The sequence below is a fragment of the Tsukamurella sp. USMM236 genome (assembly GCF_037148755.1).
GTDB lineage: Bacteria > Actinomycetota > Actinomycetes > Mycobacteriales > Mycobacteriaceae > Tsukamurella.
Window position 1 is genome coordinate 1 of sequence record NZ_JBBCSS010000008.1, and the last position, 13569, is coordinate 13569.

Sequence of the window (13569 nt, forward strand, 5' to 3'; positions counted from 1 at the left end):
CCACAACACAAACAACCAAATAATTTGATTGTCCATGCGTGCCAAAAAATTTTGGCACTGACAATTTCATCGACACACTGTTGAGTTCTCAAAGAACACGCCAAACGCGGCCGCTCACACCATATGTTTTCTGTGTGAACCGCACCTTCGCAGGCAGTTCATGCTACTCTATCGGAGTCAGCAGGTCAACTTGACCGGCTCTACTCGTTCGGAGCAACCGTTCTAGCTTAGCAGAGCGGATTTCCGTGTGCAACTCGCTCTCGCGGGCCGCTTCGGAAGCGCTTCGATCTGCTCAACCTCACGTCGAAACCCTCTCGATCGCGCTGGGCGCTCGAAAGTGATGTTCTTTCGTGGGGCTGGCTGCTCGGAGCAACCGTTCTAGCCTAGCAGGTCGGAATTTCGTTCGCAACTCGCTCTCGCGGGCCGCGTTTCGGGCATCCGAACCGCTCACCACATGGAGGAACCACACGATCCCGCTGGGCGTGATCGAGGAGAAGGTTTCTCTTCCGTGGCGGTCAGCGCGATGATCCTTGCGGATCTTCCCGGTTTCCGAACTTCCGGCGGCACGTCGAGTTCCAGATTCATTGGACTGCTGTGGGCCTTGCCGGGCGGCGCCTGGGCGCTGCTGACTCGATATAAGTTACACACGTCGAACTCGGAACACAAATCGGCAGGTCGTCCGGGTGATCGGGCCTTCCGGCCCGCATCGATGTCCGCTGCCGGCGTGGACCCCCTCCTAGGAGACCCGCTCGATCCGTCCGCCCAGCGCCGTCACGTTCCCGACGAAGTTGGGATACCCGCGATCGATGTGGAAGACGTCGTGCACCTCGGTCACCCCATCGGCGCAGAGGCCGGCCAGGACCAGGCCGACGCCCGCGCGGATGTCGGTCGACCAGACCGGGGCGCTCGACAGCTGCTCCACTCCCCGGATCACCGCATGATGACCGTCGGTCCGCGCGTCCGCTCCGAGGCGCACCATCTCCTCGACGAACCGGAACCGCGCCTCGAAGACGTTCTCCGTGATCATCGACGTACCGTCCGCGACGCACGCCATGCCGATGGCCATCGGCTGGAGGTCGGTCGGGAATCCCGGGAAGGGCAGCGTCGCGACGTTCACGGCGTGCGGTCGCTCCGGTGAGGCGATGCGGAAGCCGTCCGCACGCTCGGTCACCGTCGCCCCCGCGTCCTGCAGCTTCTGCAGCACGACCCCGAGGGTCTCCGGTGCCACGCCGTTCACGGTGATGTCGCCCCGCGTCATCACCGCGGCGAAGCCCCACGTGGCCGCGACGATGCGGTCCCCGATCACCCGGTGCTCCGTGGGGTGCAGCTTCTCCACCCCGCGCACCATGAGCGTGTCGGTTCCGATGCCCTCGATATCGGCGCCCATCTGCACGAGCATCGCGCAGAGGTCGACGATCTCCGGCTCCCGCGCGACATTGCTGATCACGGTCAGTCCCGTGGCCAGGACCGCCGCCATCAGGATGTTCTCCGTGGCCCCCACCGAGGGGAATTCCAGCGTGATCTCGGCGCCGCGGAGCGAGTCCGCCTGCGCCACAACGCAACCGTGCTCGATCGAGCTGGTCGCGCCGAGCGAGCGGAGCCCCGACTGGTGCATGTCCAGGGGCCGCGAGCCGATCGCGTCGCCACCCGGGAGCGCGACCACCGCGCGGTGCTCCCGGGCCATCAGCGGGCCCAGCACGCACACCGACGCGCGGAACTGCTTGACCGCGTCGAAGTCGGCGCGATGGTTGAGCACCGCCGGCGTCGTGATCCGCGCCGTGTCGCCGTCGAGCTCCACCTCCGCGCCGAGGCCCCGCAGCACGTCCGCCATCAGCGGCACGTCGAGGATCTCGGGGCAGTTGGTGAGCACCGACGTGCCCTCGGCCAGCAACGTGGCCGCCATCAGCTTGAGCACACTGTTCTTCGCGCCGCCCACCGTGACCTCGCCGGTCAGCCGGGCTCCGCCGTGTACCAGAAACTTCTCTCCCACAGTGCTCAGCCTATGGCACGTCGCCCGGGCCTGTGACAGCCTGTGACCATGGCTGTCCACCTCACCCGCATCTACACCCGCACCGGCGACGACGGCACCACCGGCCTGGGCGACTTCTCCCGGGTCACGAAGTCGGACGCCCGGCTCCGGGCGTACGCCGACTGCGACGAGGCGAACGCGGCCCTGGGGCTCGCGGTCACCGTCGGCGATCCGGGGCCCGAGCTGCGCGCCGTCCTCCTGCGGATCCAGAACGAGCTCTTCGACGTCGGCGCGGACCTCTCCAACCCGATCGTCGACGATCCGGAGTATCCGCCCCTGCGCGTCACGCCCGACTACGTCGACCGGCTCGAGGCCTGGTGCGACGAGTACAACGCGGACCTGCCGAAGCTCGATTCCTTCGTCCTGCCGGGCGGCACTCCCCTGGCGGCGTACCTGCACCTCGCGCGCACCGTCGTCCGACGGGCCGAGCGGGCGGCGTGGGATGCGGTGCGCGAACACGGGGAGACGGTGTCAGTGCTGCCGGCGAAGTACCTCAACCGGCTCTCGGACCTGTTGTTCATCCTGTCCCGGGTCGCGAATCCCGGGGGCGACGTGCTGTGGAAGCCCGGCGGCGACCGCTGACCGGGCGAGCTACTAGGGCCGCTGACGGCGCGGGCTGGGGCGCGACTCGAGCCAGGACTGGAAGGCCGTGAGGCCGTCCCGCGCGAAGGCGAGTTCGGTCTCCCCGCCCGGGGTGACGGCGTGCACGATCACCATGTCGGGGTCGATGACGTCGAGCTCGGTGCCGTGCGGCGCGCGCCGGCCGACGATCTCCGTCTCGCTGCGCGGCAGCGTCCAGCTGGGACCGAGCCGCACGCTGGAGAGCCGGTAGTACTTGAGTTCGTGGTCGTCGTAGCGGAGCGTGCCGTGCCGCCAACCCTGCTCCCCCGCCGCCGGCAGGTACCGCAGGATGATCGGCACACCCGCCACGCGGAGGCAGTACAGGCGCAGGACCACGACCGCGCCGACGACGAGCAGCAGCAGGACCGCGACCACCGCGGCGAAGAAGACTCCGCCCATCACGCGCTCCTCACTGCTCCGTGTCCGGATAGCAGGAAAGCCGGTGGCCCGTCTTCACCGGGCCACCGGCTTTCACGCTGCTTCTTCTATGCTACTTGCCCGCGAGGAACTCGATCGCGCGCAGTTGTCCCTGCGCGGTCGCCTGCTCGTCGGACCCGTCCGCCGCCGCCTCGAGGGCGCGCCGGACCTCGGCCTCCTCCAGCGTCGAGGCCCACTCGGCCCCGTCCGCCAGCACGGTGACCTTCTCGCCGGTCACCGAGAGGAAGCCGCCGCGGATCGCCGCAGCCAGTCGCTCGCCGCCCACCGTGTCGATGGCGACGGCGCCACCGGTGGTGAGCTGGCCGAACAGCGGCTCGTGATGAGCCAGGACACCCAGCTCACCCTCCGTGGTCTGAGCGATGACGAACGTCGCCTCGCCCGACCACAGCCGCTCCTCGACGGAGACGACCTCTACCTGAAACGCCGTGTCAGCCACTGGAAACTACTTCCCGGCGATCTTCTTCGCGGCGGCCTCGACGTCGTCGAGACCACCACAGCTGTTGAACGCCTGCTCGGGCAGGTGATCGAACTCGCCCTTGCACACGCGGTCGAAGGCCTCGATGGTGTCGGCCAGCGGCACGACCGAGCCCTTCTCGCCCGTGAACTTCTCGGCGACGATGAAGTTCTGGCCGAGGAACTTCTGGATACGGCGAGCGCGCTGCACCGTGACCTTGTCCTCTTCCGAGAGCTCGTCCATACCGAGGATGGCGATGATGTCCTGCAGCTCCTTGTACTTCTGCAGGATGCGCTTGACCTCGTTGGCGACGCGGAAGTGGTTGTCACCCACGATCGACGCCTCGAGGATGCGCGAGGTCGACGTCAGCGGATCCACGGCGGGGTAGATACCCAGCTGCGAGATCGGACGCGAGAGCTCGGTGGTCGCATCGAGGTGCGCGAAGGTGGTGGCCGGCGCCGGGTCGGTGTAGTCGTCAGCGGGCACGTAGATGGCCTGCAGCGACGTGATCGACCGGCCCTTGGTCGAGGTGATGCGCTCCTGGAGCTCACCCATCTCGTCCGCCAGGGTGGGCTGGTAACCCACGGCCGAGGGCATACGACCCAGCAGGGTCGAGACCTCGGAACCGGCCTGCGTGAAGCGGAAGATGTTGTCGATGAAGAGCAGCACGTCCTGGTGCTGGATGTCGCGGAAGTACTCGGCCATGGTCAGGGCCGAGAGGGCGACGCGCATACGCGTGCCCGGCGGCTCGTCCATCTGACCGAACACCAACGCGGTGTCCTGGAGCACGCCCATCTCCTCCATCTCGAGGTGGAGGTCGGTGCCCTCACGAGTACGCTCGCCGACGCCCGCGAACACCGAGGTGCCCGAGAACTCGCGCGCGATACGGGTGATCATCTCCTGGATCAGAACGGTCTTGCCGACGCCGGCACCACCGAACAGACCGATCTTGCCGCCCTTGACGTACGGGGTCAGAAGGTCGATGACCTTGATGCCCGTCTCCAGGATCTCGGTCTTACCCTCGAGCTGATCGAAGGCCGGGGGCTTGCGGTGGATGCCCCACTGCTCGCCGTCGCGGCCGAGGCCGGGGGTGTCCAGGCAGTCGCCGAGGGCGTTGAAGACGTGGCCCTTGACGACGTCGCCGACGGGCACGCGGATCGGGAAGCCCGAGTCGGTGACGTCGGTGCCGCGGACCAGGCCGTCGGTGGGCTGCATCGAGATGGCGCGCACCAGGTTGTCGCCGAGGTGCTGCGCGACCTCGAGGGTCAGCGTCTTGGCCACGGACGGGAGGGTGATCTCCGCGCGCAGGGCGTTGAACAGGGCGGGGACGGCGCCGCGCGGGAACTCGATGTCGACGACCGGGCCGATGACCCGCGTCACGCGACCGGTGGCCGCAGCGGTGCCCGCCGACGCGGGCTGGGTTGCTGTAGTCATGTGTCTGCTTTCCGGTTTCTAGTTCGCGAGGGCGCCGGCGCCACCGACGATTTCGCTGATTTCCTGGGTGATCTGCGCCTGACGGAGCTGGTTGGCCTCGCGGGAGAGCGAGACGGCCAGATCGTTGGCGTTGTCGGTGGCCGCCTTCATGGCCGTACGACGCGCGGCGTTCTCCGACGCCGCGGAGTCGAGCAGGGCCGCGAAGACTCGGGTCGCGACGTACCTCGGCAGCAGCGAGGACAGCAGGCTGTCGGCGCTGGGCTCGAAGGTGAAGTTGCGGGCCGGGGCGTCGTCGTCCGACGCGCCGTCGCTCTCCTCGACCACGAGCGGAGCCATGCGGCGCACCTCGGGGTTCTGGGAGAGCATCGACACGAAGCGCGTGTACACGAGGTGCAGCTCGTCGACGCCGTGCGTCTCGACACCGTCGATCGTCACGTACTCCTCGGAGCCGGTCTCGAACAGCTTCACCAGCGTCTCGGTCGCCGCGGTGGCGTCCGAGTGGTGCGGCAGCTGCGAGAAGCCGGTCCACGCGCCCGCGACGTCCTGGCCGCGGAACCGGAAGTAGTCCAGCCCCTTCTGGCCCATGACGTACAGGACGGGCTCCTTGCCCTCGTCCTTGAGCAGCTGGATGAGCTCGCGCGTCTCCCGCAGCACGTTGGAGTTGTAGCCACCGCACATGCCGCGGTCGGAGGAGACGACCAGGATCGCGGCACGCTTCGGGTTCGCCCGCTCGGTGAGGAGCGGGTGATCGAGCGAGCCGGACTTGCTGGCCAGCTCCGAGAGCACCGAGGTCATCTCCTCGGAGTACGGCTTGGCGGCCGCGACTCGGGCCTGCGCCTTGGTGATCCGCGAGGTCGCGATCAGTTCCTGCGCCTTGGTGATCTTCTTGGTCGAGTTGACCGAACGGATCCGCGAGCGCAGCTCTCGGATACTAGCCATTGCGCTTGACCTTGATCGTCTCGTGCTCGACGTCCTCGGCCGGGAGGGCGTCGGACTCGGCCTCGTTCACCACGCGCGAGCCGTCGGAGGCGAGGAAGCTCTGCTTGAAGCGGTTGGTCTCGGCGACGAGGATCTCCGCCTGGTCCTTCTCGAGGACCTTGCCGCCCGCGATCGACTCGTAGACGCCGGCCGCGGCGTGGTGCAGGTGGCTCAGCAGCTCACCGTCGAAGCGGCGGACGTCCTCGACGGGCACCGAGTCGTAGTGGCCCTCGCCGCAGAGGTAGATCGAGACGATCTCGTCCTCGACCGAAGACGGGCTGTACTGGTCCTGCTTGAGCAGCTCGACCCAGCGGGCGCCACGGGCCAGCTGCGCCTTCGAGGCGTCGTCGAGGTCCGAGGCGAAGGCCGAGAAGGCCTCCAGCTCGCGGAACTGGGCGAGCTCGAGGCGCAGCGAGCCCGAGACCTTCTTGAGGCCCTTGGTCTGCGCGGCGCCACCGACGCGGGACACCGAGGTGCCGACGTTGATCGCGGGGCGCACGCCCTTGTTGAAGAGGTCGGACTCGAGGAAGACCTGGCCGTCGGTGATCGAGATGACGTTGGTCGGGATGAACGCCGAGACGTCGTTGGCCTTGGTCTCGATGATCGGCAGCGCGGTCATCGAACCGCCGCCGAGGGCGTCGGACAGCTTCGCCGAGCGCTCCAGCAGGCGGGAGTGGAGGTAGAAGACGTCGCCGGGGTACGCCTCGCGGCCCGGCGGGCGGCGCAGCAGCAGCGAGATGGCGCGGTAGGCCTCGGCCTGCTTGGACAGGTCGTCGAACACGATGAGGACGTGCTTGCCCTGGTACATCCAGTGCTGGCCGATGGCCGAGCCGGTGTACGGGGCGAGCCACTTGAAGCCGGCCGAGTCGGACGCGGGGGCCGCGACGATGGTGGTGTACTCCATCGCGCCGGCCTCGTCGAGCGCGGTCTTCACACCGGCGATCGTCGAGCCCTTCTGGCCGATGGCGACGTAGATGCAGCGGACCTGCTTGGTCGGGTCGCCCGACTCCCAGTTCGCCTTCTGGTTGAGGATGGTGTCGACGCAGACCGCGGTCTTGCCGGTCTTGCGGTCACCGATGACCAGCTGGCGCTGGCCACGGCCGATGGCGGTCATGGCGTCGATGGCCTTGATGCCGGTCGCGAGCGACTCCTCGACGGGCTGACGCTCGAGCACGGAGGCCGCCTGCAGCTCGAGGACGCGCTGCTCCTCGGCCTCGATGTCGCCCAGGCCGTCGATCGGCTGGCCGAGGGGGTTGACCACGCGGCCGAGGAACTTGTCGCCCACGGGCACGGACAGCACGTCGCCGGTGCGGCGGACCTGCTGGCCCTCCTCGAGCTCCTCGTAGTTACCGAGGATGACGGCGCCGATCTCGTCCTCGTCGAGGTTCAGGGCCACGCCGAGAACCCCACCGGGGAACTCGAGCAGCTCGTTCGCCATCGCGCCCGGGAGCCCGGTGACGTGGGCGATGCCGTCGGCGGTGTCGGAGACGGTGCCGATCTCCTCGCGGGAGGCGTCGGCCTCGAACGTCGAGACGTACTGCTCGATCGCGCCCTTGACGTCGTCGGTTGAGATCGTCAACTCAGCCATGAGTACTCGTTTCCCTCTTTTGTGTTTCTGGGTGGAAGTTTGGTTGTTAGCGGGGCAGCTGTTCGGCGGCCTTGTCGAGGCGCGACGCGATGTCGGCCTCGATGACCTCGTTGCCCACCGTGATGCGCAGGCCGCCCAGGAGCTCGGCGACGACCTCGGTCTGCACCGCGATCTTGCGCTGGTAGATCCGGGCCAGCAGATCCGCCGTGCGGGTCCGCTGCGCGTCGGTCAGGGCGACCGCCGACTCGACCACGGCGACGGACTCGCCGCGACGGGCCGCAGCCAGCTCGGCGATGGAGGCGACGGCGGCGTCCACGCGGCCGACGCGCACGAGGCGCACCGTCTGGCGCAGCAGCGCCGCGGTGAACTCGTTCACCTTGCCGCCGAAGACCTTGTCCAGCAGCGCGATCCGGTCCGAGGCCGGAACCCGGGAGTCCGACAGCGCCGCGGTGAGTCGCGCCTCGCCCTCGAGGATGCGTCCCGCGCGGAACAGCTCGTCCTCGGTCTCGTCGAGCGCGTCGGCGCGCTCGGCACCGAGCAGCACCGCCACGCGGGCCTGGCGCTCGATCGCGGTCACGAAGTCGGCCGGGGCCGACCACTTCGCCGCCGCGGCGTCCTGCACGAAGGCGTTCGCCTCGGCGCTGATCTTGGCGCCGAAGAGGTTGTCGACGAGCGCACGCTTGGCGGCGGGCGCCTCGGCCGACTCGGCGAGGTGCTTGCGCAGCACGGGCTGCTCGCCCAGCACGTTGACCACGTCGGCCAGGTCGTCGGCGACGCGGGCCAGCGCGGCCCGGTCCAGACCGGCGGTCCGCTGGTCGAAGCCGGCGGCCAGCTGCCGGATCGCGTCGCGACTGGCGGCACGCAGGGAGCGCGTGCCGATGCGATCGGCCTCGGTGACGCGGGCCGTGTCGGCGCCCTCGGTCATCGACTCGAGCTCGGTGAGCGCGCGGTCGACGGACGTGGACTGGTTGGCGGGGTCGCTGAGGTGGTCGCGGACGAGACGCCCGGCCACGTCGACGGCCTCCGCACCGAGCTCGGAGCGGAAGCCCCGCACCAGGTTGCTGCGGTTGAGCGCGACCTGGCCCTGCCCGTGCTCGCCGATCCGCGCGACCTCGCGGTCGGTCTGGGCGCGCAGCTCCTCGCGGATCGCGTCCGCGTCGCCACGTGCCTCGTCGCGGATCTGGCTGCCCTCACGGGCGGCGTCGGAGCGCGCGCGCTCCCCCGCCTGGCCCGCCTGCGACAGCTTCTCCTGCGCGATGCGAGACTCCTCCAGCTGCGCCCGGACCGTGTCCTGGCGCTCCTTCATGAGCCGCTTCACCGGCGGAACCACGAACTTCCACAGGACGAAGAGGATGACCGCGAAGGCGATCAGGTTGCCGATAAAGACACCCATTTAGTTCTTCACCACCTTTTCGCTCGAGAGTGCATCCAGCTTCGCCGTGAGGGCCGGGTCCTGCGTGACGTCGAAACCGAGCACGCGGCTCGCCAACGACGCCGAGAGCGGAGCGAGATCGGCGCGCGCCGCCGCGGCCGCGGACTCACCCGCGGTGCGCAGCTGCTCGGTCTTCTCCCGCGTGATCGCGTCCGCCTCGGCCGCAGCCCGCTGCTTCTGTTCCTCCATCGAGACGCGGCCACCGGCGCGCGCCTCGTCGCGGATGCTGCCGGCCTCACCGCGGGCGGAGGCGACTCCGGCGCGGTACTCCGACTCGGCGTCCTCGAATCCCTTGGCCGCGGCGCGACCGTCGTTCGCGGTCTGGTGGATCATCTTGTCGCGATCGTCCAGGACCTTCTGGATGGAAGGAGCCACGAAGAACCAGATCACACCGAGCACGATCAGGAAGATGATCAGGCACGAGATGAAGGTTCCCGCGGTGGGAAGAAGGAAGTTTCCCTCAGCGAGCTGCATGACGACAGTCCCCGTTTCTTGCGAGTGTCTCAGCCTGCGGTGATCGGGGTAGCGAACACGAACAGGGCCATGAAGGCGAGGTTGATGAAGTACGCGGCCTCGACCAGGCCGACGGTGATGAAGAACGGGGTCATCAGGCGGCCCTGGGCCTCCGGCTGCCGCGCGATGCCAGCGACAAGCTGGGAACCGGCGAGGCCGTTACCGATACCGGCACCGATCGCGCCGCCACCCATGATCAGGCCGCCGCCGATGAGCGCACCCTGAGCGATTGTCACATCTGCCATTGTTGTTTCCCTTTCGGTTTCTGGTAGTCGGCCTACCAGGGTCTACTCGTCCGTGGCCCGTGTGGGCCGCGAACACGTCAGTGGTCCGTCTTCTCCATGGACGTGGAGAAGTACAGGATGGTAAGGAGCGAGAAGATGAACGCCTGGATGAGGCCGACGAAGAGCTCGAAGGACTTCCACAGGGAGTTCGGGAACCAGAGGATGTAGGCCGGCAGCAGCGCGATGACCGCGACCATGACCGTGCCCGCGAAGACGTTGCCGAAGAGTCGCAGTGCGAGCGACAGCGGCTTGGAGATGAGCTCCTCGATCACGTTGATCGGCGCCAGGCCGATCGCGTGGCCCTTCACGACCTTCGCGGGGTAGCCGAAGATGCCGTGGGTGCGGAAGCCGGCGAAGTGGTAGCCGAGGTAGACGACCAGCACGAGGGCGTAGACGAAGCTCACGTCGGCCGCCGGCGGCATGAAGATCTCGGTCGGGGTACCGCCCTCACCGGAGTACTGCTGCGGCAGCACGGCGAGCCAGTTCGCGAAGAGGATCAGCGTGAACAGCGCGATCGCCAGCGGCAGCAGGAACGGCGCCACCTTCATGCCGATCGCGCCCTCGACCTGGCCGCGGAGCTGGATGGTGACGGCCTCCCAGAACAGCTGAACACCGCTCGGCACGCCGGTCGAGGTGACCTTCGCCTTCAGGATGAACGCCAGGATCAGGACGATCGTCGCGGCGATCGCGGTCGCCAGGATCGTGTCCCAGTGAAAGGTCATGCCCCACAACTCGAACGACTTGTAGTGGGCTACCTTGATCGCGCCTTCGGCGTACAGGTTGGTGTTCATGACTGCTGGCGAAGCCCTTTCAGAACGGGGATGACGGTGTTCAGGACGAGGACGACCTGACCGACGGCGAGGCCGAAGATCACGCCCAGGCCTGCGGGCCGGAGGAAGTAGGCGATGACCAGCGCGACGACCGTGACCACGGCGAGGCGCACCATCGAGTTGACCGCGACGGGAGCCTTCCGCGGCTCGTCGTCCGCGGTGATCACCGAGACCTTGAGAACCGCGAGCTTCGCGTTGAGGAGGGCCATGAGCCCGCCGACGAAGAACCACGCGCCGAACCAGATCTCGCCGTACGCGGCGGCGATGCCCGCGACGACGACAGAGATGCCCGCGAGGATCACGAAGGGGTTGGCGAACGTCACGACGCCGCGGGGCGCTGTGCGATCGGCCGAGGGGGCGGGCGTCGTCATGTCCCCTCCTTCGGGGTCAGGGTCGCTCACGCGAAGGGTCTCGCGGCGAACGGGGGCGGCGTCTGCCGAATCCGTAGCGTGGGTCACATCACGAATTCTTTGTGATTGGCTGAGACTCTACCAAGAAGTAGGGGCACTCCCCACATCGGGGCTGCGCCGTGATCCAGCCGATCAACTACACACGATAGTACAACAGGACGGCCGTCCTGCGTTACCGGGCACCCGTCTTGGGCGATGTATCTGACCTCGCGGTTTCGGAGTAGCGCTCCCGCAGGCGGGGCACGATCCGCGGCACGACGGTGACGACGAGGGCGCACAGCAGGCCCGCTCCGAACAGGGGCGCGATGAGGGTCGGCGGCAGCATCGTGGACGCCGCGGCACTCAGGCCCAGCACACCCACCCACAGGTAGATGACCACGACGACGCGGCGCTGACTGTGTCCGATCTGCAGCAGCCGATGATGCAGGTGCATCTTGTCGGCGGTGAACGGGTGCACCCCGGCGCGCGTGCGGCGCACGACGGCCAGCAGGAGGTCGAGCATCGGCACGAACATCACCGCCACCGCCAGGAGGAGCGGCAGCAGCAGCGCGAAGATGTCGGTGGTGCCGTAGGCGTTCTGGGAGATGCGGCCCGACGCGGACGTCGACGCAGCGGCGAGAGTGAGGCCGAGGAGCATCGAGCCCGAGTCGCCCATGAAGATCCTGGCGGGCTGGAAGTTGTGCGGCAGGAAGCCCATGCAGGCGCCGAAGAGCGCGGCCGTGATCAGGGCCGGGGGGTACGACGGTGCGTCACCGCCCGAGTCGAACATCAGCCCCACGGAGAAGATGAGGATCGCGAGGGCCGCGAGGGCCGCCACCCCCGCCAGGAGGCCGTCGAGCCCGTCGATGAAGTTCATGGCGTTGACGGTGGCGACCGCCACCACCACGGTGAGCAGGCCGGCCTGCAGCTGGTCGAGCACCACCGTCGTATTGATCCCCGGGACGTAGACCACGTTCCAGGCCACCCCCATCACCACCAGGAGGGCGGCGGCGAAGATCTGTCCGACCAGCTTCGTGAGGGCGTCGACGCCCCACCGGTCGTCGATGACACCGACGACCACGATCACCGCGCCGGCGACCAGAACGGCGACGGCATCCTTGGAATAGGCGAAGCCCCGGGTAAGAGCGGGCAACTGCGCGGCCAAGAAGATCCCCGCGACCATCCCGATGTAGATGCCCACGCCCCCGAGACGCGGAGTGGGAACCACGTGGACGTCGCGCGCACGCGGGACGGCGACCGCCCCGAAACGGGTCGCCACGACCCGGACCAGCGACGTCGCGAAGAATGTGACAACTGCAGCTGTCAGTCCCACTACCAGCAATTCCCGCATCGGGACCCCGGCAGCGCCGGCCCCGGCGACCCCCCCGCCCAGCATCTCGATGTGCACGCGTGCGAATCTACTCGCACCCCCGAGCCGACGGCTTCCGGCGGGCCGAGGCTTTGCGATGACACTTCGTCGCACCCCGCCTGACCTGAGCGGATGGACACGATCCACCCGACTGCCCGAATGTTACTGACGAGTCGCTCACATAGCCTCCGCGAAGCAGGCCAATTACGCACATCACTCGTTGGACCGTTATAGTGTCCTCGGTCATACACCTGAGAACGCAGTATGTGGGTCACAGTGTGGCCACAGTCGAGAGGAGACGTTCGCGGTGACGCAATCCGTTGTGCAGGGCTCGACGCCTGCCAGGCGACCTTCCTACTGGTCGATCATCAGCAAGAACTTCTCCAGCACCGTCGTGGATTCGATCCGCACGATCGGGCGCAGCGTTCGGATGCTGATCATGTCGCTGGTGGCCATGGTGACGGACACGGTCCGCGGCCGACTCCAGTGGAAGGAGGCGCTGAACCAGGTCTGGTACATGATCGGCGTCACCACCTTCCCGGGCGTCCTCATCGCCATCCCGTTCGGCATCGTCATCTCGATCCAGGTGGGCAACATCATCGCCCAGCTCGGCGCCGACTCGCTCCAGGGTGCCGCCGGCGGCCTCGCCGTCATCACGCAGGGCGCCCCGATCGCCACGGGCCTGCTGCTCGCCGGCGCCGGCGCCTCCGCCATCGCCGCCGACCTCGGCGCCCGCACGATCCGCGAAGAGACGGACGCGATGCGCGTCATGGGCATCAACCCGCTCAACCGCCTCGTGGTGCCCCGACTGCTCGCCGCGTGGATCGTCGCGCCGCTGCTCAACATCCTCGTGATGGCCATCGGCACGCTCGCCGGCTACCTGGTGGCCGTGGGCGGCCAGGGCGTGACGCCCGGCGCCTACTGGCTGTCGTTCGGCTCCTTCGCGCACCCCGTCGACGTGTGGATCTCGCTGATCAAGTCCTTCATCTTCGGCACCGTGATCGCGATCATCGGCTGCCAGCGCGGCCTCGAGGCCCGCGGCGGCTCGCGCGGCGTCGCCGACGCGGTGAACGCCACCGTCGTCCTCTCGTTCGTCGTCATCTTCGGGTTGAACCTGCTCATCACGCAGGTCACCACGATGTTCTTCCCGATGCAGGTGGGCTGACCCATGTCCAACTCACGCAGGGCACAACCCTCTTCATCCCCGGCG

14 protein-coding genes are annotated in these 13569 nt (G+C 68.0%); 2 read left to right on the forward strand and 12 right to left on the reverse strand.

Going from position 1 to position 13569, the window contains the following annotated elements:
* Positions 1-736: 736 nt before the first annotated feature.
* Positions 737-1990, reverse strand: a complete 1254-nt coding sequence (murA, locus tag WFK95_RS21045) for a UDP-N-acetylglucosamine 1-carboxyvinyltransferase (RefSeq protein WP_336671853.1) — start codon at positions 1988-1990, stop codon at positions 737-739.
* A 48-nt stretch (positions 1991-2038) separates the two neighbouring features.
* Here murA and WFK95_RS21050 point away from each other — a divergent pair, with 48 nt between their 5' ends.
* Positions 2039-2611: a cob(I)yrinic acid a,c-diamide adenosyltransferase gene (locus tag WFK95_RS21050; RefSeq protein ID WP_224647855.1), complete on the forward strand. Its 573-nt coding sequence runs from the start codon at positions 2039-2041 to the stop codon at positions 2609-2611.
* 12 nt (positions 2612-2623) lie between these two features.
* On the opposite strand, the gene WFK95_RS21055 is transcribed toward WFK95_RS21050, so the two are convergent.
* The 11 genes from WFK95_RS21055 to WFK95_RS21105 form a co-directional block, all read right to left on the reverse strand.
* Entirely contained in the window at positions 2624-3049 is a 426-nt protein-coding gene (locus tag WFK95_RS21055) for a DUF2550 domain-containing protein (protein ID WP_336671854.1), read from the reverse strand.
* Between the two features lie 91 nt (positions 3050-3140).
* On the reverse strand, positions 3141-3524 hold the full coding sequence (locus WFK95_RS21060; RefSeq protein WP_068524661.1) for a F0F1 ATP synthase subunit epsilon: 384 nt from the start codon (positions 3522-3524) through the stop codon (positions 3141-3143).
* A gap of 6 nt (positions 3525-3530) precedes the next feature.
* The gene (atpD, locus tag WFK95_RS21065) at positions 3531-4976 is read right to left on the reverse strand and encodes a F0F1 ATP synthase subunit beta (RefSeq protein WP_224647857.1); all 1446 of its coding nucleotides are present in this window, start codon (positions 4974-4976) and stop codon (positions 3531-3533) included.
* Positions 4977-4994: 18 nt separating this feature from the next.
* Complete coding sequence (locus WFK95_RS21070) at positions 4995-5915, reverse strand: F0F1 ATP synthase subunit gamma (RefSeq protein WP_224647858.1); 921 nt, start codon at positions 5913-5915, stop codon at positions 4995-4997.
* Positions 5908-7542 carry a F0F1 ATP synthase subunit alpha gene (gene atpA, locus WFK95_RS21075; RefSeq protein ID WP_224647859.1) on the reverse strand — a complete coding sequence of 545 codons (1635 nt, stop codon included), beginning with the start codon at positions 7540-7542 and terminating at the stop codon, positions 5908-5910. Before atpA ends, WFK95_RS21070 begins: the two co-directional genes overlap by 8 nt.
* 46 nt (positions 7543-7588) lie before the next feature.
* The gene (locus WFK95_RS21080; RefSeq protein WP_224647860.1) at positions 7589-8935 is read right to left on the reverse strand and encodes a F0F1 ATP synthase subunit B/delta; all 1347 of its coding nucleotides are present in this window, start codon (positions 8933-8935) and stop codon (positions 7589-7591) included.
* On the reverse strand, positions 8936-9448 hold the full coding sequence (locus WFK95_RS21085; RefSeq protein WP_224647861.1) for a F0F1 ATP synthase subunit B: 513 nt from the start codon (positions 9446-9448) through the stop codon (positions 8936-8938).
* A 29-nt stretch (positions 9449-9477) separates the two neighbouring features.
* Positions 9478-9732, reverse strand: coding sequence for a F0F1 ATP synthase subunit C (locus WFK95_RS21090; protein WP_040765682.1), 255 nt, complete (start codon positions 9730-9732; stop codon positions 9478-9480).
* Between the two features lie 77 nt (positions 9733-9809).
* Positions 9810-10562, reverse strand: coding sequence for a F0F1 ATP synthase subunit A (gene atpB, locus WFK95_RS21095; RefSeq protein ID WP_224647862.1), 753 nt, complete (start codon positions 10560-10562; stop codon positions 9810-9812).
* Entirely contained in the window at positions 10559-10972 is a 414-nt protein-coding gene (locus WFK95_RS21100) for an ATP synthase subunit I (protein ID WP_224647863.1), read from the reverse strand. Before WFK95_RS21100 ends, atpB begins: the two co-directional genes overlap by 4 nt.
* A gap of 211 nt (positions 10973-11183) precedes the next feature.
* Positions 11184-12386: a glycosyltransferase family 4 protein gene (locus WFK95_RS21105; protein WP_224647900.1), complete on the reverse strand. Its 1203-nt coding sequence runs from the start codon at positions 12384-12386 to the stop codon at positions 11184-11186.
* A gap of 280 nt (positions 12387-12666) precedes the next feature.
* Between WFK95_RS21105 and WFK95_RS21110 the strand changes: the two genes are divergently transcribed.
* Positions 12667-13524: an MlaE family ABC transporter permease gene (locus tag WFK95_RS21110; protein WP_336671855.1), complete on the forward strand. Its 858-nt coding sequence runs from the start codon at positions 12667-12669 to the stop codon at positions 13522-13524.
* Positions 13525-13569: the final 45 nt, after the last annotated feature.

Bases quoted from the DNA above. Each gene is read 5' to 3' on its own strand.
- WFK95_RS21050 (WP_224647855.1), top strand. From the start codon at position 2,039: ATGGCTGTCCACCTCACCCGCATCTACACCCGCACCGGCGACGACGGC.
- WFK95_RS21055 (WP_336671854.1), bottom strand. From the start codon at position 3,049: ATGGGCGGAGTCTTCTTCGCCGCGGTGGTCGCGGTCCTGCTGCTGCTC.
- atpD (WP_224647857.1), bottom strand. From the start codon at position 4,976: ATGACTACAGCAACCCAGCCCGCGTCGGCGGGCACCGCTGCGGCCACC.
- WFK95_RS21070 (WP_224647858.1), bottom strand. From the start codon at position 5,915: ATGGCTAGTATCCGAGAGCTGCGCTCGCGGATCCGTTCGGTCAACTCG.
- atpA (WP_224647859.1), bottom strand. From the start codon at position 7,542: ATGGCTGAGTTGACGATCTCAACCGACGACGTCAAGGGCGCGATCGAG.
- WFK95_RS21080 (WP_224647860.1), bottom strand. From the start codon at position 8,935: ATGGGTGTCTTTATCGGCAACCTGATCGCCTTCGCGGTCATCCTCTTC.
- WFK95_RS21085 (WP_224647861.1), bottom strand. From the start codon at position 9,448: ATGCAGCTCGCTGAGGGAAACTTCCTTCTTCCCACCGCGGGAACCTTC.
- WFK95_RS21090 (WP_040765682.1), bottom strand. From the start codon at position 9,732: ATGGCAGATGTGACAATCGCTCAGGGTGCGCTCATCGGCGGCGGCCTG.
- atpB (WP_224647862.1), bottom strand. From the start codon at position 10,562: ATGAACACCAACCTGTACGCCGAAGGCGCGATCAAGGTAGCCCACTAC.
- WFK95_RS21100 (WP_224647863.1), bottom strand. From the start codon at position 10,972: ATGACGACGCCCGCCCCCTCGGCCGATCGCACAGCGCCCCGCGGCGTC.
- WFK95_RS21105 (WP_224647900.1), bottom strand. From the start codon at position 12,386: ATGCTGGGCGGGGGGGTCGCCGGGGCCGGCGCTGCCGGGGTCCCGATG.